Source organism: Methylophilus sp. 14, assembly GCF_015354345.1.
In the GTDB taxonomy this organism is placed as follows: Bacteria; Pseudomonadota; Gammaproteobacteria; order Burkholderiales; family Methylophilaceae; genus Methylophilus.
In genome coordinates this window covers 1-21,988 of sequence record NZ_JADKYS010000003.1, presented here as the reverse complement: position 1 = coordinate 21,988, position 21,988 = coordinate 1, and the positions used below count along the sequence as shown (strand labels likewise).

General features: G+C 45.1%; 21 protein-coding genes. 4 read left to right on the top strand and 17 right to left on the bottom strand.

Annotation, left to right across the window (positions count from 1 at the left end):
- Positions 1-155 precede the first annotated feature (155 nt).
- Together INP78_RS14710 and INP78_RS08425 are read left to right on the top strand one after the other, a co-directional pair.
- Positions 156-278: a YHYH domain-containing protein gene (locus INP78_RS14710; protein WP_194741779.1), complete on the top strand. Its 123-nt coding sequence runs from the start codon at positions 156-158 to the stop codon at positions 276-278.
- A gap of 12 nt (positions 279-290) precedes the next feature.
- Positions 291-467, top strand: a complete 177-nt coding sequence (locus tag INP78_RS08425; RefSeq protein WP_194741778.1) for a hypothetical protein — start codon at positions 291-293, stop codon at positions 465-467.
- Positions 468-532: 65 nt separating this feature from the next.
- Here the strand turns inward: INP78_RS08425 and INP78_RS08420 are convergent, their stop codons facing one another.
- The 15 genes from INP78_RS08420 to INP78_RS08350 all read right to left on the bottom strand — a co-directional run bounded on the left by INP78_RS08420 (position 533) and on the right by INP78_RS08350 (position 19,942).
- Positions 533-1,927, bottom strand: coding sequence for a multicopper oxidase family protein (locus INP78_RS08420; protein ID WP_194741777.1), 1,395 nt, complete (start codon positions 1,925-1,927; stop codon positions 533-535).
- Between the two features lies 1 nt (position 1,928).
- The gene (locus tag INP78_RS08415; protein WP_194741776.1) at positions 1,929-3,308 is read right to left on the bottom strand and encodes a TolC family protein; all 1,380 of its coding nucleotides are present in this window, start codon (positions 3,306-3,308) and stop codon (positions 1,929-1,931) included.
- Entirely contained in the window at positions 3,298-4,563 is a 1,266-nt protein-coding gene (locus INP78_RS08410; protein WP_194741775.1) for a DUF2231 domain-containing protein, read from the bottom strand. The genes INP78_RS08415 and INP78_RS08410 overlap by 11 nt, the downstream gene beginning before the upstream one ends.
- A 120-nt stretch (positions 4,564-4,683) precedes the next feature.
- Complete coding sequence (locus tag INP78_RS08405) at positions 4,684-5,064, bottom strand: hypothetical protein (RefSeq protein WP_194741774.1); 381 nt, start codon at positions 5,062-5,064, stop codon at positions 4,684-4,686.
- Between the two features lie 71 nt (positions 5,065-5,135).
- Entirely contained in the window at positions 5,136-5,540 is a 405-nt protein-coding gene (gene cueR / locus INP78_RS08400; RefSeq protein ID WP_194741773.1) for a Cu(I)-responsive transcriptional regulator, read from the bottom strand.
- A 61-nt stretch (positions 5,541-5,601) separates the two neighbouring features.
- Positions 5,602-5,796 (bottom strand): heavy-metal-associated domain-containing protein, encoded by a 195-nt coding sequence (locus INP78_RS08395; RefSeq protein ID WP_194741772.1) that lies wholly within the window; start codon positions 5,794-5,796, stop codon positions 5,602-5,604.
- 86 nt (positions 5,797-5,882) lie between these two features.
- Positions 5,883-8,369 carry a heavy metal translocating P-type ATPase gene (locus tag INP78_RS08390; RefSeq protein ID WP_228522760.1) on the bottom strand — a complete coding sequence of 829 codons (2,487 nt, stop codon included), beginning with the start codon at positions 8,367-8,369 and terminating at the stop codon, positions 5,883-5,885.
- Between the two features lie 440 nt (positions 8,370-8,809).
- Positions 8,810-9,883 (bottom strand): DMT family transporter, encoded by a 1,074-nt coding sequence (locus tag INP78_RS08385; RefSeq protein WP_194741770.1) that lies wholly within the window; start codon positions 9,881-9,883, stop codon positions 8,810-8,812.
- 36 nt (positions 9,884-9,919) lie between these two features.
- Positions 9,920-10,348, bottom strand: coding sequence for a flagellar basal body rod protein FlgB (gene flgB, locus INP78_RS08380; RefSeq protein ID WP_194741769.1), 429 nt, complete (start codon positions 10,346-10,348; stop codon positions 9,920-9,922).
- A gap of 67 nt (positions 10,349-10,415) precedes the next feature.
- On the bottom strand, positions 10,416-12,665 hold the full coding sequence (locus INP78_RS08375; RefSeq protein ID WP_368667978.1) for a heavy metal translocating P-type ATPase: 2,250 nt from the start codon (positions 12,663-12,665) through the stop codon (positions 10,416-10,418).
- Positions 12,666-12,763: 98 nt separating this feature from the next.
- Positions 12,764-15,853, bottom strand: a complete 3,090-nt coding sequence (locus INP78_RS08370) for an efflux RND transporter permease subunit (protein ID WP_194741768.1) — start codon at positions 15,851-15,853, stop codon at positions 12,764-12,766.
- A 9-nt stretch (positions 15,854-15,862) separates the two neighbouring features.
- Positions 15,863-17,044 carry an efflux RND transporter periplasmic adaptor subunit gene (locus INP78_RS08365; RefSeq protein WP_194741767.1) on the bottom strand — a complete coding sequence of 394 codons (1,182 nt, stop codon included), beginning with the start codon at positions 17,042-17,044 and terminating at the stop codon, positions 15,863-15,865.
- 9 nt (positions 17,045-17,053) lie between these two features.
- The gene (locus tag INP78_RS08360) at positions 17,054-18,331 is read right to left on the bottom strand and encodes a TolC family protein (protein ID WP_368667977.1); all 1,278 of its coding nucleotides are present in this window, start codon (positions 18,329-18,331) and stop codon (positions 17,054-17,056) included.
- Positions 18,332-18,397: 66 nt separating this feature from the next.
- Complete coding sequence (locus INP78_RS08355; protein WP_194741766.1) at positions 18,398-18,763, bottom strand: hypothetical protein; 366 nt, start codon at positions 18,761-18,763, stop codon at positions 18,398-18,400.
- 729 nt (positions 18,764-19,492) lie between these two features.
- The gene (locus INP78_RS08350; protein WP_194741765.1) at positions 19,493-19,942 is read right to left on the bottom strand and encodes a hypothetical protein; all 450 of its coding nucleotides are present in this window, start codon (positions 19,940-19,942) and stop codon (positions 19,493-19,495) included.
- A gap of 107 nt (positions 19,943-20,049) precedes the next feature.
- Here INP78_RS08350 and INP78_RS08345 point away from each other — a divergent pair, with 107 nt between their 5' ends.
- Together INP78_RS08345 and INP78_RS08340 are read left to right on the top strand one after the other, a co-directional pair.
- On the top strand, positions 20,050-20,331 hold the full coding sequence (locus INP78_RS08345; protein ID WP_194741764.1) for a helix-turn-helix domain-containing protein: 282 nt from the start codon (positions 20,050-20,052) through the stop codon (positions 20,329-20,331).
- 21 nt (positions 20,332-20,352) lie between these two features.
- Positions 20,353-20,742: a hypothetical protein gene (locus INP78_RS08340; protein ID WP_194741763.1), complete on the top strand. Its 390-nt coding sequence runs from the start codon at positions 20,353-20,355 to the stop codon at positions 20,740-20,742.
- Between the two features lies 1 nt (position 20,743).
- Here INP78_RS08340 and INP78_RS08335 read toward each other — a convergent pair whose 3' ends face one another.
- Both INP78_RS08335 and INP78_RS08330 read right to left on the bottom strand, forming a co-directional pair.
- Positions 20,744-21,241, bottom strand: a complete 498-nt coding sequence (locus tag INP78_RS08335) for a hypothetical protein (protein WP_194741762.1) — start codon at positions 21,239-21,241, stop codon at positions 20,744-20,746.
- Positions 21,228-21,803 carry a hypothetical protein gene (locus tag INP78_RS08330; RefSeq protein WP_194741761.1) on the bottom strand — a complete coding sequence of 192 codons (576 nt, stop codon included), beginning with the start codon at positions 21,801-21,803 and terminating at the stop codon, positions 21,228-21,230. The genes INP78_RS08335 and INP78_RS08330 overlap by 14 nt, the downstream gene beginning before the upstream one ends.
- Positions 21,804-21,988: the final 185 nt, after the last annotated feature.

The following is a 21,988-nucleotide window of genomic DNA, read 5'->3' as shown; positions in this document are numbered from 1 at the left end:
CAGCCCATATAACTCCTGCTAAATATGTTTTATTGCAGTTAAAGACTCAAATCTTTATTATGCTGCAAGGTTCTATAGAACCTACTTAAGTAACTAGCTGTTCATGCTTCTTCAACTTGAAACACATTAAACATGTTCAAAAAGGGAGTTTTGCTATGAAGGGGATTATTGCTGTACTCATTATTGTTTGCTCAAGCCTTGCCCATGCTCACTCTGGCGGTACAGATAAAAATGGCTGTCATCATGATCGCCAAACGGGTACATATCACTGTCATTAATTTGGAGGGTATATGGCTACTTTTAAAATTAAGGCACCCAAACCTCCTAAGCCACCAAAACCACCGGATCGATTACAAAATTTACAAACGGTACGCCCGCTCGGTAAAACAAAATGGGTTAAAGCACATTGGCGTTGGAATTATGGAACGCACCAATGGGAATGGGTACTAGGCCATTGGAGTAAATAACAAAAACGACTTGCAAATGTGCAAGCCGTTTTTGTTTTAGTTAAGGCCAGAGGCCGATCACTTCACTAATGACCAGAATGGTTAATCGGCTTCCTGACATTGACCTCCAACTCACCGTCAACGTGAGGCTTTTGACGTTCAATCTTAGTTAGATCCACTTCAACTATATGTGCTACCGTGCCGCTTGGATGTTTATAATCACCAGGATTTTTATAGTCATTTCGGGCAAGTCCGTCTCTCACTTTCACTGTCGTGAACATTCCACCCATCTCAAGTGATCCAAATTGTCCGTTGCCCATCATCATTGGCAATGTATTTTTAGGTAATGGCATATCCATCATCTCAGACATATCAGTCATTTCAGACATGCCCGTTTCACCCATAGGCATGTAGTCAGGGACGAGGTTGGTGATCTTTTTCATCAGATCACCCTGTTTCACACCTATCATGGTGGGGAAACTGTGCCCCATGGCATTCATGGTGTGATGGCTTTTGTGACAGTGAAATGCCCAATCGCCAGGCTCGTTTGCAACAAACTCAATGGCACGCATTTGACCAACGGCAACATCAGTCGTTACTTCTGGCCAACGTGCGGTTTTTGGCACCCAACCACCATCTGTCCCTGTGACTTCGAACTCATGCCCATGTAAATGGATGGGATGATTCGTCATGGTCAGGTTCCCTACGCGGATGCGTACACGATCACTTTTACGAACAACGAGAGGATCAATGCCTGGGAATGCGCGACTGTTCCAAGTCCATAAGTTGAAATCGAGCATGGTGTTCACTTTAGGGGTGAAGCTGCCAGGCTCGATGTCATAGGCATTAAGCAGAAATACAAAATCACGATCCACAGGCATAAATTTCGGGTTCTTGGGGTGGGTAATCCAACTGCCCATCATGCCCATGGCCATTTGCAGCATTTCGTCCGCATGAGGGTGATACATAAACGTGCCTGGCCGTTTGGCCTCGAACTCATAAACAAATGTTTTGCCAGGTTCAATGGCCGGTTGCGTTAAACCACTGACACCATCCATACCATTAGGCAAGCGCTGGCCATGCCAGTGAACACTGGTTTTCTCGGGCAAGCGGTTTGTCACAAAGATGCGGACGCGATCACCTTCAACGACTTCAATGGTTGGGCCAGGGCTTTGACCATTGTAGCCCCAGAGATTTGCTTTCATCCCTGGTGCAATCTCTCTTACGACAGGTTCCGCAACAAGGTGGAATTCTTTGACACCGTTGTTCATCTTCCATGGAAGGCTCCAGCCATTCAAAGTGACTACCGGCTGATATGGGCGTCCTGTATCTGGGTAAAGTGGCTCTTGTGTATTAGCCACCTCAGAGGTGATGATTTCCGGAATAGCAGCTAATGCAACCTTGCTGACCGCACTGACGGCAACGCCAGCCATGCCAAGTCCAGCATATTTAAAAAAGTTTCTTCTATCCATTGTTGTCATCTTATTGACCTTCCATCAAACGAGGACTGGCGACTAAAGTAGCTTGCAATTCAGCATCAGCTAACCAAAAGTCACGTAATGATTCGATATAGCCTTTGACGCTTTGCACTTGCGCCCTGGCATCGCCAAATAATTCAAATGGGCTTGTGAGCATGCCGTTATAGCGCAATTGATCTTCGTACAATATACGTTTACGTAATGGCACAATCTCATCGCGAATGTGGCGTGTAACATCATGTTTGGTGCGATAGGTGTTATACCGCTCGCGTATCTCAGATTGCGCATTAGTCACCAACTGTGCAGTTTCCTGTACGGACTGCATATAAATAGACTCTGCCCGTGGCACCTTGGCTTGGCCCCAGTCAAACAACGGGATCTCGAAAGCGATATCGATACCTTTCTTGTAAGGCTCACTTCTTCTGCCTTCCAGTACTCTTGCCGGGCCTAACTCGATCACATTGATGAACCGCGTGGTTTTGGTCAGTCCTAGCTGCTTAGCCAAAGCATCCATTTCAGAGCGCTTAACCAGCAGGTCTAATCGTTGTTCATAGGCATTCTGTTCAAAGGCTTGTAACTCTGAAAGTGACTTAGGCAGATCAGGTAACCGAGATTGGATTTTGAGTTGTGCAGCTTTCACACCTAATTGCCTTGCCAAAGCCTCATATGCCCGAATTTCAGCATTTTTCGCATTAGCATATTCTAGTGCGGCATCTGCATAGAAACTTTGCTCACGTGACTGCTCTAAACGATTCCAGTTGCCGGTCTCATGCAATCGTTTAGCCAACTCAGCACTGGCCTCTGCAGACTCTTTCACTTGTGCGCTATATCTCGCCAATTCAGTCGCGGCAACCGCATTGAAATAAGCTATACGTGTCTGATAGGCAAGCTTCAGGACCTCAATAGCGGTAGAGGCTTGTGTCTGGGCAAAACGTCTTTTCTCAACCTCTACAGCTTTAGGCATAGTGATCAATGAGAAGACGTTGAACGTGAATGCCTGCTCAATCTTATACTCACCACCATTCCGCGCATAAAGCATAGAGAAGCGCGGATTAGGCAAACGGCCTGCCTGGACAAGATCTGCTTCTGAGATACCCAGCTCGTAGAATGAAGCCTGTAGTCCCTTGTTGTTATAAAGCGCGACCTGTACGGCACCTTCCACATCCAAGGGCTGTGCAAGCAATGCCTGCGTCTTGTCCTGCAGGGACTTTTTAGACTCTTCTGTCTTAGCCCATTCATACGCTTGCTTCAGGTGCGGCTGAGTTTGTTTTTGTACCTCATCCATACCGCCATCTTTTGAGAAGGTCGCGCACCCACCTAATAACAAGCTTACGGCAACAAGAATGGCACTGCGTGCTCTGAGATTTACAATATTAGTGCTCATGTGCACTCCCTTCAGATGATTCATGCTGATGGCCTGAATGGCTGTCTTGAGACGGTATTGCTGATTCACTTGCCTCACCATGGCGGTGTCCACCATGCTGATGGCCACCAGATGCAGGTAAAGATAGGACACCAATGCCATGGCGATAGACCACTTCACCACCCAGCCACGCCGTTGTCGCTACAGACATGGACAAACCCGCCAGGCAAACTAATACAGGAATAGACATCGGGCTGTCCTGATGCGATTTAACCGAGTGCCAGATTGCAAGGAGCACCAATCCAACAGCAGTAGGGATTGCCCAGGCTCGATGCAACAACATGGCAGCATGGCCAGCGTCATCGTGATTCATGGTTGAGTTGAATGCCAGCCAACCAAAACCAACGGCAGCCACAGCACTTACACCGGCTAGCATCAATGCGTAATATCCTGCGGCGGCCAATGCCGTGGATGATGCAGATTGGCGGAACAGGCGGGCAGCAAGGCCTAAAATGAAAGCCACCATAGTCAATGCAATTGGGAAATGCACCACTGCCGGATGCAGGTTTGGAATAATTTGGAAGCCGGTGTGTTCTGAGGGCGCTACTGGTTTAGCAGCTTCTGAAGGCTCATGGATATGGCTTGAGTGATCTTCTTCCGCAAGTTCACCCACCGCATTTCCATGCTCATGGGGCGTTGATACAACCTCTTCACTATCACCTTCTGAATGATTCATATTTTGCATGGCGTGATGATCCATACCCGCATGGTTCATCATTGCATGGTCGTGTATGTGTCCCGACATTTCAGGGGAAGATGATTTGTGATCCATGCTCGCCATACTGCCGCCCATATCCTCAGCCTGACTATTCATGTCATGCATTTTGCTATGGTCCATTCCCGGCATGCTGTGATGGTCCATGCCTTTCATATTGCCGTGATCCATGGGGGGGATCTGAGACTTTGAGTCATGTGAAGCATGCGTATCGCCATGAGAGATGCTATGTCCCATCGCTTCATGATTCATTGGTTGATCAGAGGAGTGCTGCATCCCCGACATTTGATGTCCTTGGTCTGCAATCGAAGAGTCTAGTGATGTCCAATCTGTTTGATTGTCACTATTTGTCGCCTTGTAATCTTCAAACGTGGACTGGTAAGGCGCGGAGCTTTCTTCCGCAAATGATGCGCTAATACCCAATGCTAATGTCATTGCAAGACACAATAAGTATTGATAGAGGGAGGCAAGCCTGACTCTCTTTAAGGTAGGAAATTTCATATAAACCTCTCATTTAGAATTCCCAACATCTATTGGAAACTCATTCTTTTGCTTGCCGCAAGCAGGCAAAAGCATAAGTGTGGTGGCTAAAGACCTGATAGGACTTTAGCCAATAACATACTAAATGAGGGTAAAGCGCGGAGGTCGCTCAGGACCGGAGGATATGTGGCTACTGAAATCTGGAACGATAAAACCGATGGCTGTACCGGCAACAATCAAATGATGCTTCAGCCCATCACTCGAAGTTGCAAAGGCGAAACCAGAGCAACAAACTGAACATTTGGAGCAATGGTTACAAGCGTGTTTAGTATCATCTTGATGTTTGTGAGCATGACTCTCCGCAGCACCTTCGTGATGTTCATGGCTATGACCACTTACACCTTCATGGTTGTGCTGGCTTTGTGGCTTCTCGCAATTCATCATGCTGACCGCTGCAATTCCCTGCACCGGTAGAATGATTGCGATGAGCCAAATAGCGAAGATTTGAATGAGTTTTCTCACGATGAGATTATGATACCCCTAAATTAAAAATGATTCAGTGCCAAATTGAAATTTTCCTGTTCTGAAATATCCTATATTTGATTAAGCGCAAGTTGCTCCAGGATGGGGCACTCTGGGCGATCATCTCCATGACAGCAATGTACAAGCTTTTGTAGCTCTGACTTAATCGACATCAGGCTTTGAATCTTTTGGTCTAAGGCCTCAACATGGGCATTTGCCAATTCTTTCACTTTACTGCTTGGCCGATGCGGGTCTTGCCATAAGCTTAATAATTCCTCAATTTGCTTGATAGAAAAGCCTAAGTCGCGGGAGTGTCGAATAAAACTCAGCGTATGGATCTCTTTTTCAGAATATTGACGATATCCAGCAAAAGTTCTTGAAGCAGCAGGCAATAAACCAACGCTTTCATAATGCCGGATCATTTTGGTCGATATGCCTGACGCCTTAGCCGCTTGCCCAATGTTAAATAAACTCATCTTTCATACCCAAGTAATAGATAAAAATGCCTGCTGAGCTAAATCAGCAGGCAGAAGAGCGTTATTCACTCGCAGGTGGAAACCCAGCATCTACAAGCGCTGAAACGATCTCGCTTTTTGCGATGCTGGTTTCAACCTTGACTGTCCTGGTTGGCGGATCCGTTGTAATGCTTGCTTCTGGATCGATTGCTTTGATTGCGCTTGTGACACCTCTTGCACATCCACCGCAGGTCATATTTTCAATATGAAATTGCATATCAGCTCCTTAGTCAGTAATGGGTAGTGATGTAAGCTTAAAGCTTCCAACAATGGTAAGGTCAAGCATTATTTATGCTATTGATTTTAACGGCTGTTTAATTCGACTAAAGGTGGTTTGAAAGTCCGTAAGCGCAAGGCATTCCCTAAAACGAACACGCTCGACAAGGCCATTGCTCCTGCAGCAAATACTGGTGAAAGTAATAAGCCCCAGGCAGGATAAAGTGCCCCAGCCGCTACCGGAATCAAAGCCGTGTTATAGGCAAATGCCCAGAACAGGTTTTGATGAATATTGCCTATGGTCGCTTTGGATAAAGCAATCGCATTTGGCACTCCTTGCAGATTGCCAGACATTAAGACGACATCTGCTGATTCTACAGCGATATCTGTACCGGTCCCGATTGCCAGGCCCACATCTGCTTCAGCCAGCGCGGGTGCATCATTAATGCCATCCCCGACAAAAGCGATCTGTCCGTAAGTAGCTTTCAAGCGGCGTATAGTGTCAACTTTCCCCTCTGGCATGACCTCAGCAATGACTTCATCAATGCCAAGCTGGCGGGCGATTGCATGCGCGGTCTTGGCATTATCCCCAGTAATCATAGCCACTTTGAGCCCCAGCTGATGCAGTGCGGCAATCGCTCCTGGTGTAGAGGTTTTTATAGGGTCGGCGACTGCAATAATGCCAGCCAACTGACCATTAATAGCGGCGTATAAGGGTGACTTACCTTCTTGACCTAATCGCTCAGCAGTTAGCCCAAAGACGTTCAAATCTAACCCCAGTTGTCGCATGAATCGATCAGCGCCCACTTCAACGAGACTCCCCTCCACAAGTGCCCTTACGCCCATGCCGGTCACAGACTCAAAGTCTGTTAAAGACGGTAGCGATTGTCCATTTTCAGTAGCAGCGGCCACAATAGCGCGGGCAATCGGATGCTCAGATTTAGATTCCACTGCCCCGACTTTTGCTAAAAGGCTGTCACGCTCAAAGCCCTCAGCAACTTCAAGGTCGGTCAGCACTGGCCGTCCCTCTGTTAGCGTACCGGTCTTGTCAACTGCAACCACTTTGGCATCCTTGAGTAACTGTAATGCTTCGCCTTTTCTGAACAATACGCCTAGCTCGGCACCTCGCCCCGTTCCAACCATGATTGAAGTCGGTGTGGCCAAACCCATGGCACATGGACAAGCAATGATCAACACGGAAACTGCATTCACTAATGCGAAGGTCAACGCAGGGGATGGACCAAAGATCATCCAGCTGATAAATGTGAGCAAAGCAGCGCCCATGACAGCAGGTACAAACCACATAGTCACTTTATCTACGAGCGCCTGTATTGGTAGCTTAGACCCTTGTGCCTGTTCCACCATACGTATGATCTGAGCCAGCATGGTTTGATGACCTACGGCTGTCGCACGCATCTCCAAAATCCCTTTCTGATTGACGGTGCCGCCGACTACAGAACTACCCATGGTCTTCTCGACAGGAATAGGTTCTCCAGTGATCATGGATTCATCAACGAAGCTTCTACCATTGGTGACTACACCATCTACCGGCACTCTTTCACCGGGGTGAACTTCGAGCACATCATTGAGCACCACTTCATTGATAGGGACATCCAAAAAGCGATGATTGCGCATCACATGCGCTTCTTTGACCTGCATTTTAGCCAGTCGCTTGATTGCTTCGGAAGTACGCCCCTTGGCACGTGCCTCCAAAAATCGGCCAAGTAATATCAAAACGACGATGACTGCAGCCGCTTCATAATAGACATTGACAGCTCCTTCCGGTAACAGTCCGGAGGCGAAGGTCGCGACGATGGAATATCCAAAGGCCGCAGCAGTACCTACCGCGACGAGTGAGTTCATGTCAGGGGCAAGCCTAAGTAGCGCAGGAAAGCCTTTCTGGTAAAAGCGTCTACCAGGGAAAGCCAGTACCAGAGCAGTCAACACAAACTGCATGTACCAACTAGGTTTCATGCCGATAGTGTCCATAATTAACTCGTGCACACCTGGTATCAAATGCGCACCCATTTCCATGAGAAATACTGGTAACGACAGTGCTGCTGCCAGTATGAGGTCTCGCTTCAATTTAAGCAGTTCAACTTCTTTTTGACTCTCGGCTACACCTTGTAAGGAGGATAGAGAGTCAATGATCTTAGCTTCGTAACCAATACGCTCAATCGCGGAAATCAATTCTGCGGGGCCGACAGAACCAATAACTGATGCACGCTCAGTGGCCAAGTTAACTGTTGCTTCAAAAACTCCCGGTACAGATCTGAGGGCTTTCTCAACACGACCAACACATGACGCACAGGTCATGCCAATCACATTGAGTTCTATCTTGGATGTTGGAACTTCATAACCAGTTTTATGAACAGCTTCGATCAAGGCAGTGGGATCAACACCTTCGGTAGCTTGAATCGTCGCTCGCTCGGTTGTGAGGTTAACTGAGACATTTTTTACCCCAGGGACTTTTGTTAAGGCGGCTTCAACACGACCAACGCAGCTGGCACATGTCATCCCTTCAATGGGGAGGGAAATATCTTGAATGGCATCACTTAAAGTCTTTTTAGACATGCTCATAATCCGAAACTTGTATTAGATGCAAATCAGTCTAAAGCTTCCTACAATTGGAAGGTCAACTGATTTTATTCTAAATTAAAGAATCAGGTCAGTTTAGGCTTTAAGCTAGATCAAACAACGCCTCCGTTGTGGGCCGCATGGTGACAAGAAGTGCACAATGGAATGAGATCTCCTATTTGAAAAATTATAATCTTAGCCAAGGCAGGCAGCTAAAAATGAAAAAACTAGCGTTCGCTGGCTTTCCCCCAAAGGTCAGAGTGGTCAAGCCACTATATACTATGGGTCAGTTGTTATCAGAAAAATATTGGGTTTACTTCGTTCAGTCAAGTTGGCTTGAAATTGAATATCATAATCGCCTATTAAAGCGGTGAAGTCCAATATTTGGATTGAGTTCAGGGTAGCATTTCACATTATCGTACTATTTGATCTAGAAATTAGTGCTTATGTTGATGATGCATATCTGGAAAATGCGGGTGACTATGACTTAAGTTCTTATGCTCATGTGGGTGCACATGTGGTTCGCCTCCATCCCAATCGAACTCATGAGTGTGATGATGGTGTTCATCGTGAAAATGACTATGTTGATGTAGTAATTCTTCGTGATGATGCAGATGAGCATGATGCTCGGTTAAATGGAGCCAAACTCCAATCAGCATTAAACAGGTAGCCAACCAGAACAAGGTATCAGGTTGCTCATGAAGCAATAGAAAAGAGCAAGCTACACCAACAAATGGAGCAACAGAAAAATATGCTCCTGTTCTGGCAGTGCCAATGAGCCGCAAAGACATAACAAATAATACGAGACTAACCCCATAGCTGAGAAAGCCTATCGCGGCGGCACTCATACCTACGGTAAAGACAGGTAAAGCATTACCAAGGCTTAATGCAATTCCCAGATTAATCAAACCAGCCACTAACCCTTTGATACAAGCAATTAGAAGGGCATCATTTGCTGCAATCTTCCTGGTAAGGTTATTATCAATCGCCCAGCAAGCGCAGGCACCCACGATGGCCAAGGTGTCAAATGGAAAAGCTGAACTGAGCTGTTTAGGCCATGATAACAATAGGCTGCCCACCAAAATGCAAGTCATCCCAATCAAAATTCGCCGATCAAAGTGCTCCTTGAATATGAGCCAGGCCATCAGCGCAGTGAAAACACTTTCCAGATTAAGTAATAGTGACGCCATAGAGGCGGGTGTAGCGCGCAAACCCTGCATAAGCAACAAAGGTGCAAGTACGCCACCAAATAAAATACCCCCTGATAGCCAGGATAGATCTGATGCCTGTATAGAGAGGTGTTCACTATTATTTTGTTTAAACAAGCGAATTAGCGCATATAGGAGTAATAGGCCAATCCCACTCCCTGAATACAATAATCCAGCCAACATTTGTGGTGAAACATCACCAATTAGAAGCTTGGCGACAGGCGTCGCCAAACCAAATAAAATGGCAGCTAGTATGGCAAATATTGCTTCCGGATGTATTTTGAGAGAGGGCACATTAGCCATTTATGTTATCCCTTTATCTTATGGTTAGCGGCAAACTTACGAGCCATTGCCATTAATTGCAGCCATCACTTCTTTAAGTTTGTCCGTCACAAAAGTTAACCCGGCTTCATAGCGAATTCCATTGTCCACATAGGCATTTCGTTCAACATCCATGTCTACCGTATTACCATCTACAGAGCCTTGTACTAAAGAACGGTATAGGGTATCTCCCGAATTGGTTTTCACCGCGTTTAAATGTGATTCATTAGTCTGCTGCAACAGGCCTGCATGTTGGCCTGTTGGATTTTTACCTGACATTTGCTGCATCGCAGATTGCATTGCCGCTTTAAAATCTATGTCTTTCGCTTTATATTGTGGTGTATCGGCATTTGCAATGTTAGAAGCAAGTAACTCTTGGCGCTGACTACGTATCCGTAAAGCAGCCTGCTGCAAATTCAATTCTTCATCCAACTTTTTGAGCAACATCTTTTCTCTCCCTAAAATGCTTCGACAAATGATTAGCTGTGAATATCATTAGCAATTATTTCCGAAATCAGCTTTTTGACTTAGGTTTGAAAGTAATCAGTCGCAAGCCATTAAACACCACTATCAAACTTGCTCCCATATCCGCAAATACGGCCATCCACATGGATGCATTTTCAAATAAAGCTAAAAACAAAAATACAAACTTGATGCCTAAGGCGAGTACGATGTTCTGCCAAAGAATGGCGTGCGTTTGTTTTGAGAGTCGAATAGTTTCAGGTAGCCTACGTAAATCATCATTCATAACTAAAATATCCGCTGCTTCCATCGCGGTGTGCGTGCCAGCAGCGCCCATTGCAAAACCGATGTCTGCCCTTGCTAAAGATGGGGCGTCATTGATTCCATCACCGGTCATGGCGGTCACACCGAATTGTTTCTGAAGAGATTCAATTTCCTTCAATTTATCTTCTGGTAAAAGATTACCTTTTACCTCAGTAATACCCGCCTGGACACCGACCGTTTTTGCTGTGGCCGCATTATCCCCGGTCAACATAATTGGCGTGACACCAAGTAATATTAGTTCTGAAACTGCTGCTTTGGAGGAGGCTTTGATCGTATCGGCAACCGCACAAACTGCCAGCACCTTTTCGGTAGTAGCTAACAAACTGACTGTACGACCAGTGTTTTCCAATATTGATAATTGAGCTTCAATTTCTGGAGTGCAGAGTTCAAGCTCTTCAATCCATCGATGATTACCCAGGAAGTAAGTAGTATCTGCTATTCGGCCTTGGACGCCGCGTCCTGCAATAGCTTTGAAGTTTTTTACCTCCTTTGCCTGCGCAGATAAACCTTCTGCAATCGCTTTGGAGACCGGATGGTCAGACCTGCTTGCCAAGCTTTTTGCAATGCCCTTCAATTCGGCTGAGTCAGCCTGCAAATCGAATACTTCGAAATTAGATAACTTAGGCTTCCCTTCGGTAATTGTGCCGGTCTTGTCCAGTGCGACTGCTTTGATCTTGCGTGCCTCTTCAAGATACACGCCACCTTTGATGAGTATTCCTCTCCTCGCTGCCGCAGCAAGGCCACTCACTACAGTCACTGGGGTGGATATCACTAATGCACATGGGCAAGCGATCACCAGTAAGACCAAGGCTTTGTAGATTGACTTCATCCATGTCCATTCCAGCAAGAATGGCATCCAGAGGGCTACGATGAGTGCAAGCACAAAGACCGCCGGGGTATAGAATGCCGCGAATGCATCTACAAATCTTTGTGTAGGTGCACGGGCCCCTTGGGCTTCCTCGACCGCATTGATGATTCTGGAGATTGTGCTATTCGAAGCAAGTGAAGTGATTCGAATCTCTAGTTCTGCGGCCTGGTTGATTGTCCCTGCAAATACCTCGTCATTGGGAGATTTATCAACCGGTAAGCTTTCACCGGTAACAGGCGACTGATCTATTGCACTTTGACCAGAGATAACGATGCCATCCAGTGGAATACGCTCCCCCGGTCGAATGCGTACCTTTGCATCGATAGGGATGTCTTTGACTAATTCACGCTTCCAAGCCCCATCCGGTTGCAAAACTTCGGCATCCTCTGGCGTTAATTCCATCAAACTCTTAATCGCATTCCTGGCTCTATCCACGGCCTTGGCTTCAATTGCTTCTGCAATGGCATATAGCGCCATGACCATTGCGGCCTCTGGCCATTGACCAATGAGGAAGGCGCCTGTGACAGCAACTGTCATTAATGCATTGATGTTTAAGCGGCCATCACCGAAGGCTTTTAGGCCTTTTACGTAGACATCCAGTCCAGCGAGTATGATGGATATGCTGGCTAAAGCCATTCCAAGATATTTAATTTCTTGAATATCCGGATATGCAAACTCAAGGACTTCAGCAATCACAGCCAAGATTAGACCGCTGATTGGCCTGCCCCATGTATTCCAGAATCCTTTTGATAGCTCTGAACCGCTTTCAAAACTCTCTGCATCAGAAATTAACTCTGAATTGAAACCTGCCTTTTTGATTGCCTCGACGGCAAGTTGGATGCTGTCAGCGTCGGCATTAATGATTAACTCCCGCGCCCCCAGATTAAATCTTAAGCTTTTAATTCCATCAATCTTAGCGAGTGCACGCCTGATTTCAGACTCCTCTGAGGCACAGTCCATGGAAGGTATACGAAATCTTGCGGCATTATCGTCTGCAGAAACTGAGTGGAGTGATGAGTCCTCTGAGATTCCAGCTACCTTTGTTGATCCTTTATCCATGCAGTCCGGGCACGGCACATTTTCATTTTTATGATTTTTAGAACTATTCACGATGTTCTCCTAGATGGAATCATGAAACATGTGTTTAAGATGACCAGGCTGCCCAAACGGCAACCTGGCACAAGCGATTGATTAACCAAAACTCCAAATCAATTGGTGATTTTGGCTTCGTTGAGCTCCCTTCTTGTTTCCATCCAGTCGTATGCAACTGGCAGGAAAACCAGAGTTAATGCAGTGGCTGTTAACAGACCTCCGATGACTACAACAGCAAGTGGTCTGAGGATTTCTGAGCCCACACCGGTTGCCAGTAGGAATGGAATTAGACCGAAAATCTCAACCATCGCTGTCATCATCACCGGCCTTAGTCGGAGGGTTGTACCTTCCAGTACAGCTTCATCTACGGTTTTACCTTCTTCACGCAACCCGTTGATAAACTCCACCAAAACAATACCGTTCAGCATGGCAACCCCGAATACGGCGATGAATCCAATCGCCGCAGGCACTGAAAGGTACTGCCCGGCAATCGCCAGCGAGAAAATTCCGCCGATAGCTGCAAAAGGTACGTTGGCAATAATCAGCCCGGCATAACGGAGTGAATGGAAGGCTGTATATAGCAGCACGAATATCAAGCCAATCGTGAGCGGCACAATAATTGCCAGCTTAGTCATTGCTCTTTGCTGGTTCTCAAATGCACCACCCCATTGAATCCAGTATCCACTTGGGAGTTTTACTTGCTGTTCGATCGCGGCCTGGGCCTCTTTAACAAAACCATCAATGTCACGGCTTTGAACATCCATTTGGATGACGGCGTAACGTTGCAATTGCTCACGTCTGACAAATGAGTAGCCTTCCTCCACATCGACACTTGCAACTTGCGACAGCGGAATCAATGCACCTTGAGCTGTAGAGATAGGAATATCGTTAATCGCTCTGATATCGCTGCGATACTCAGGCTGCAGCCATACTTGTATGGCAAATCGTTTAACACCATCAATCAAGGTAGAGACTGGCTTGCCACCAATCCCGGATTGCACGACCTGGAGTACGTCATCAGCATTGATGCCATAACGAGCAATGGCCTCACGATCAACATTAATAATGAGTTGAGGTTTGCCTATATTGGCCTCCAAAGCCAAATCAGTGACGCCGTTAACCTTGGAGACCACTGCTCTTACTTGGTTAGCGATGCGATCAATGGTTGCAAGATCTTCGCCATAGACTTTAGCTGATAATGTCGCCCTTACACCTGAAATCAGCTCTTCTACACGCGACTGGATAGGTTGTGATGCTGAAATGACAGCTTCAGGTACATCTTTCTCAACTTGCTCCTGGAGCTGCTGTGCGAGATCGCCATAAGTGATTTGTTCTGGCCATGCGTCTACAGGTTTTAAATGCACCAGAATTTCCATGTAGTTCACATCAGCGGTTTCACCTTTCTCGGCACGCCCAATCATCGCCAGGCTGCTTTGCACCTGAGGCATTTTCTTCAGGCTTTTGGCCACACGGTCAGAGACCGAAATAGACTGCTCAAGCGATGTGGAAGGAATACCTGTCACTCTAAAAAGGATGTCTTGCTCCTGTAGGTTAGGCATAAACTCTTTACCCAAGAATGGAAACATCGCTAACGCGGCTATGAAGGCAATACCAGTTGAGCCGACGACTAATTTTTTATGTGACAAACACCACTTTAACAGTGAGACATACTTCGGCTTTATCAAGCGTATCAGCCAAGGGTCTCTCTCCTCTTTTGGTTTCAATGCCAGAGAGCACAACACCGGGATCAGTGTAAGCGTCAGAATCATTGAGCCAATCATGGCGAAAGTCATATTGATGGCGAGCGGCTTAAACAGCTTCCCTTCCAAGCCAGTCAAGGAAAAGATAGGCAGGAAAACCACAGTGATGATCAGTACACCGAAAGTGATGGGATTGATCACCTCACGTGAAGCATCCAGTACGATTCTGGATCTATCCACCTTCTGACCAGCGAAGTGCGCCAGGCGCCTGAAGCAATTCTCAACAAGTACTAACGGCCCATCAATGGTCATACCCAAGCCAATGATGAGGCCGCCTAATGACATCAAATTTGCTGAGATGCCATATTTCTCCATAAAGATAAAAGCAATCAGACGACCCATAGGAATGGCGACAACCACGACCAGAGCGGAGCGGACTTCGCCAAGCAGCATGAATAACACGGCAATCACTAGTAATGCGCCTTCAATCATGGCGCGGTCTGCCATACGAATGGCTTTGTCGATAATCGCGGTGCGATCATAAACCGTTTCCAGCGTCACGCCTTTAGGCAAAGTGGCCTTAACCAGATTCAGCTTCTCTTTAGCGGCGTCAACAACTTGCTGAGCATTCTCCCCGATTCTGGCAAGCACCATTCCCATCACGACCTCTTTGCCATCTTGCGTGACAGCACCGAAACGAGGGCCTGCGCCTTCAACGACTTTGGCAATGTTTTCTACATAGACTGGGGTACCTTGATTTTCAGAGACAACAATACGCTGAATGTCACGACTATTCTTCACTAGTCCTAAGCCACGGACCAAGAACTGTTCTTGACCTATGTTGACATACTGTCCTCCGACTTGATGGTTATTAGCGACTAAGCGCTCAATGACTTCAGAAAATGTCAGGCCATATTTGAATAACTTTTGCGGATCAATTTGCACCTGAAATTGTTTTTCGTTACCACCCCAGGAGGTGATGTCATCTACGCCAGGGACGGTCCGCATCACCATACGCACATTCCAGTCATGCAATGTGCGCAGATCCATGGTGGATTGCTTGTCAGACTTCAAGGTGTACCAAAGTACCTGGCCTAGCCCAGAAGTGTTAGGTCCTAGCGTTGGTTCGCCATATCCTGCCGGCATTCTGGAGCGGGCGTCAGCAAGTTTCTCACCCACCAAGAAACGTGCCTGTTGGATATCTGTGGTGTCAGAAAAATACACACTGACATACGACAATCCAAACAATGACACTGAACGAATTTCCTCAATGCCTTTGAGGCCTGCCAGTGAACTCTCTACCGGGAAGGTAATGAGTTTTTCAACATCTTCAGAAGCAAGACCGGGAGATTCTGTATATACGTTTACCTGTACAGGGGTCACATCCGGGAAAGCATCTAAAGGGACTTCCTGCCATGCCTTTGCACCGAAAAAAACCACGACCACAAATGCCAGAATGACCAGCAGCTTGTATTTAAGAGCAGCATCTAATATCCAATTCAACATGCTGTTCTCCTAGTGCTCATCACTGATTTGTGATTTGAGTTGCCGAGCTTTAAGTGCGTATACACCGGTCTGAACGATACTTTCATCCTCAGTCAGCCCTGTCTTAATTTCGACGTACTCGTTATATCGAGCACCAAGTTCGACCGCCCTTGCTTTGAAACCACCTTCCACGCTAACGTAAACATTGGGTATGCCCTGGACCATCACAACGGAAGTATTAGGCGCGACCAGAACTTCCTTGGTACCAGAATGATTCAGAACAACTTTGGCGAACATATCAATGCGGAGTTTTTGATCTGCATTTGGGAGCTCGATACGTGCCTTCACCGTACGCGTGGTTTTGTCTACGACACTGGATAGATAACTTACTTTACCGGTAAAGACCTCATCAGGATAAGCGGTCACGGTTACACTCGCTGTTTTGCCAACCTCAAGATATTGCAAGTCTCGCTCGGGGACATCAGCATCAATCCAGACAGTGGACATATCGGCAATCGTGAAGATAGTATCTGCTGGATTAGCCAACTCACCAATGACCGCATTTTTCTCAATCACAATGCCGTTGAATGGTGCTTTCAAGACGTAAGTAGAACCACTCGGCTGCCCCAGCCCGCCATACATTCTCAATCTTTCGGAATCTGCATAAAGTGCCGATTTAGCTCGCTCCAATGCTGACTGTGATTCGATAAATTGCTTTTGTGGAACAACCTTATCCTCATACAGCTTGGATATACGGTCGAAGTTTGCTTGGGCGAGCGCTAGATCAGTTTTAGAGCTTCTGAATTGGGCACGCGCTTCACCCATCTGGATACTGTCAATTTCAGCCAGAGTCTGGCCTGTTTTGACATGATCCCCAAGATTGGCAATGACTTTAGACAGCTTGCCTTCAATACGGGGCGTCACGTGCGCCAGCTTGTTCTGATTGGCCAGAATATTAGCCGTAAAACTGAGTTGATCCTGTATGGGTTGTTTGGTGACTTTAGCAATAGTGACACCGCTTTGCTGAATCTCTGAGTTGCTCAGTTTGATTAAGTCTTCGTCAGTCTTGGCCTCTGTGGCAACTGTTGAAGGTTCTGTTTTTGCTCCTTCAGCTTGGTTGCTTTTCGAGCTGCACCCGCTTAAAAGTATAAAGAAAATGATGACTGAGCATGCCAGCGCTACGACGTATAAATTTTTGAAGAACTTTAGCATTTTTATTTCCTAGTTTTGATTGGCCGCAGCGATAGGGGATAACCAGCCAGAGATATATTCCAGTTCAATCTGCACAAGACGAAGCTCCCTCTGAGCGTCAATAATGTCCCGCTGTGCATCAACAACTTGTCTTTGAACAATTAACAACTGAGGCAGACCAATTTCACCGTTTTCAAACGCTAATTTAGATAGATTCAGATTCTCTTCGAGCTTTGGATATACCTCGCTATCCAAACGTCTGACACGGTCTTTGATGTTTTCACGCCGCAGCCATGCCGCCTCTACAGTCGCTTTTGCATTACGAGTGCCAGAGGCACGATTGATTTCAGATTGAGTGAGTTCAGCCGACGCCCGACCAATACCTGCTGCATTTCGGCGGAAAATAGGCAAAGGCATAGATACACCAATGGAAGAGATATTGTCGCTACCTGCCAGGCTGGCCTCGGTCGTATTGATCAGACTGACTGTTAAGTCTGGGTAACGCATGCTCTTTTGCAGTTCTAAACGAGAACGTGCAGAAGCCTCTTTACTGGTAAGTGCCTGGATGCCTGGCCGTGTATCTAGCTTATTGAAAAGATCTTGCAGCGTATATTGCGTTTGATTTGGCGTTAACTCGCCCATGACTTCAGGAAAGTCATTTGCATTAAGCTGTAGTGTTGCAGCCAGTTGAGTTCTGGCACGCAATAGTTGCTCATTGAGGGAGATTAGCTGATTTCTTGCACGTTCTGCGTCCACGATGGCCAGATTGCCATCAAGCAAACTATCCTCGCCGGCACTAACTCGCTTACGTGAGAGTGAGGTGTTCTGCTCGATGAGTTTGAGAATGCGCTTTTCAACGTCTATACGCTTTTGTACGGCAAGCACGTTAATGAACTGCTCTTCTAATTGTGCATGCAAGAGCCGGTACTCTTCAGCGATATCCTGACTAATGGCCGTTTTGCTTTCTTCGGCCGCTTGTCTACGGAAGCCTTGTTGGCCTGCAATCTCAAAGGTTTGTGAAACACCAATACCATACTCGCCGCGATATGGGTCTGAACCACCTGTTTGCGCAATTCGGCGCGTTCTGGCTTCCAAACTCAGTGTTGGGTTGTAATAAAGTGGACCGGATGCGTCCTGGAATTCGCCGGCAGGAATACTCTGGTTGGCGATCAAGCGCTTCAGATCTGGGTTGTTCTGGGCAGCGATATTCCAAGCTGCGTCCAGTGTTAATGGTTCAGCCTGTATAGATGGGGCTGACAAGAAAGCTATTGAAACCAATAGCCATCTTCTAAAAGATGATTCAAACACGGTAAGACCTCTCTCGTTAGATCAATGATCAAGACGCCGAATAAATCGGCATCTTAGAAAAATTGATTAAGCGAGCGCAGGAGGTCGGTAGAGACTTTTCAGGACAGGATTAGTGAATTGATCTTTAGATTCGATTTTGAAAATCGTTGTATTTAATTCTGGTAGTGAATTAATAATTTCACTGGTTTCAATGGCCGTCATATGTGCAGAGATATGGCAAGCATGATTACAGAACTGCTCCGGCATTGGCACATTCTCATTATCCGAAATGGAATTAACATGCGACTTATTAATCAAGTGCACATCTTGCATCACGGCTTGAGACGTCGTTGCATCATCAAACAAAACTTCTGGCGAAAAAGCCCACACTGATGAACTCATCACTGAGATCAGCGCAAGAAAAACCATAAATTTTCTGAAAATTTGATACATGCTTTTTTAAATCTAACAATAACTTATTGATTAGTCAATTTTTTCAGTGTAACCAAATGTACGAGAATCCAATTGAGGGGTAATGCGTGGAGTCTCTACCTCAATGTCTATGAATTAATCAGTTACCGCAATGATGTTAAATCTGCAGAGTTTGCAGTCTCAGGATCGTCCTTCTGCAAAAAATGCATAATATGCAATATAAAAAATGGAATAAATACTTAAAATCAATGGGTTAAAAAATGGCATCCGAATTGCTTATTGGGAACGATAATCATTAGAAGATACATACAATGCTCATAAGTACTTTCAAAACAGGGATTGGAAAATACTTTTCTGTACCAGAAACACAAACCAGGTGGATAGATGATAAGGGCGCTTCAAGCTAAAAACAGTTTGAGTTATTGGTCCCAGTTAATTAGGGCCAACACCCACTCCATTCAAGTTTGGTTTGCCGTTTTCCTAAACAGTAACCTCAATTTTCTCGCGGAAAACGAAGTGCCAAACAATCCAGCTGATGTGTATGGTGTGTAACCAAGGTTGAGGCTTAATATTAAAGAGTGTCAGATTTACTAATTGAACCCAAAGATGGCTTTGAGAAGTTGCCAGCAAAAGGTAGATCTACATGCACCTTGCCCCATGAGCATACGAATACTGTTTATATCGGGCTAGGATATAATAGAACGGCCACGTAGTTCTTTTCAAGCATTTTATAAGTTTGCTTATTCTCTTCTAATAGAACACTTCAAGCACACCAAAAAATGCTCCCCAGTTATCTCGATGAGCCACACTGCAAATATGCAAAAGGAAATCTAATTTTGGCTCTCCTATTAGATAACTCTCTATAAGATAATACGATCCTGATGCCGTCAGAACTGCATTATTTTGCTTATCGAAATACTTTATCGGAGAGGTATGATAAGCATTTTTACCTTCATCATTTTGAATAAATCCTACTAAAAAAACGTGTTCAATTGGATGTGCCGATATCACTCGTTTGTAAAAAAAGGCATCTTGGATAACGCCATTAATACAGGTAAATTTCAGATTTGAGTTTAAGTGTACCAAATCATTTAGTGACACTCTCTCCAATTTAAGCTGATCTCGATTTCTTCTGATTACGTCATCTAAACTCTTAGGGATTAAATCAATTCCAAAACTCTCTTCATTCAAATTCGTCATCTTCATACCTCGAAAATTTATTTTATTTGTTGACACTATATATAGTGTAATGCTACTCTTGAGAAACTCGCAATATCCTATACTCCCAGCATCAGCCTGGAGTACATATGGATACCAAAATTGCGTTCGGAATTACTTTGAAGGGATTTAGAAAGTCAAACGGGATTACACATAGAGACTTTGGTACTAGTCGTACATATATAGGTTCTATTGAGAAAGGTCATGTTTCTCCAACTTTAGAGAAAATTGATGATATAGCCAAAGTTGTAGGTGTCCATCCTATCAGTTTGATTGTCCAGACTTATCTAAACATGGATGTGAATCATTCGTTTGAATATCTGATTTCCATAGTTAAAGAGGACCTAGCTAAATACCATTCAGATCTATGACTTACTATTTGGATAGCATTTATGTTTTTTTCTTTTTATCAAAAAAACAGTATTGAACTTGTTGACTATTCCCCTTGGTTTCTTTGTGAGGTGAGAGAGGAGGAAGGTGTTTCTGGAGATATCAGTTTTTCTAAAACTCATTTAATCGCAGATTTTATAAAGCTAACTGACTTTGCTTCAGGAAATGAGATAAACAAAGCATACGTCGTTATTCCTTACTGTTTGAATAATACAAGCGATTGGAGTTTGGCAAGATTAAGAGGAGTATCACTTGCACAATATTTTCATGAAGGAATTGAAAATATAGTATATCGCTATGAATTAGCTAACGAAGATACTTTTTTAGTTGACTCTTTAGGATTCAAAGTTGAAAGCGAATTAACTTTTAAACCGATTATAAAATTCAAGTAATCTAAATTGGTTTTATTGTATTAAACTCAATTACATTCTTTAAAAGAGGATCGTTTGAATTCTCTAGGTTAGACTGCAATAAGTTGACTCTTCTAGTCTGAACTTCAAGAAGATGTCTTAAGTGCTCATTGTCTTTGGCATACTGATCTGCTTTTGTTTTCCAAACGCGAACTTCCTCACGGCTACAATTCAGGCGCTCTTCTAAGCTTAGGCTCGGCAGAGGTGGGATTGTACTTTCTTTCTCACTCTCAACGAGTTTTACTAAATCTTTTCTTTGGCTTTTGATCTCTTCAAGCTTTTCTAAAGGCCAAACTCTATTATTTAGAGTACCTCTGCTAACCTTGGACAATCTAGCAAGCACTGACTGTGTAGGTTTGAGTTTAGGATTAGAGGATATTTTCTGTAAAGCATCAGAAATCCTATTTGTAACCGTAATAAAGTCAGCTTGATTTTTTTCTTCAAGAGCCTGAGGAAGACTTGATTTGTTAACTATTTTCAACTTTTTCTCCGAGACTTTCTAGAACCATCTTAGCTTCTAAAGCAGCAGTTAAATGAACGTCTTTAGCGTGAGCGAAAGCATCATCATGAGCCATCTGTATATTTTGCTCATAAATTCGCTTCCACTGAGGCACATGCGTTGATGTAATAATTGCTTGGCTACACTTTCCTGGATTACATTGAAGCGAACCAATGCAGGGACTTGTCTCTTTTGTCCCGTCTTTCAGTAAACGATCCCTACGACCTCCGCAATAGCCAGTGCCGACACTAGCAAAAGGAATACCTTGTTTTGAAAGCTGAGCCATTAGCATTTCTTTGGACCAGCCTTGAGCGGCCATGCCTTGAAAATATACCCTTCTTCTTTGTTTGAATTCCTCAGCCCCACCTCCAGCAACTGGCGTATCGGGATCATAAAGGCTTGAAGCAATCTCGGTGTATGCGTTAGTCGTCTGCCTCGCTCTTTGAGCAGAAATATCAGCAATATTCCCATACATCAAAGTAACTGACGGGGGTATTGCATTCAATGCAGAATATAAATGTTTCAATTGATGGGCAATAAACATTAAACCCAAATCAGCTCTAGCAAGTTGGTTCGCAAGACTATGACGAAGTTGGTGAGAACTGATAACCCAACTTCGCCATCTTTCTGTGGTATCGATTTCCCGCAAATATGAATCGACCCGGCTAGCCTAGATATTTTCGAGCCTCTCGAAATACCGCCGTTCAAACTCTGCGGGAGCGAGTTGAT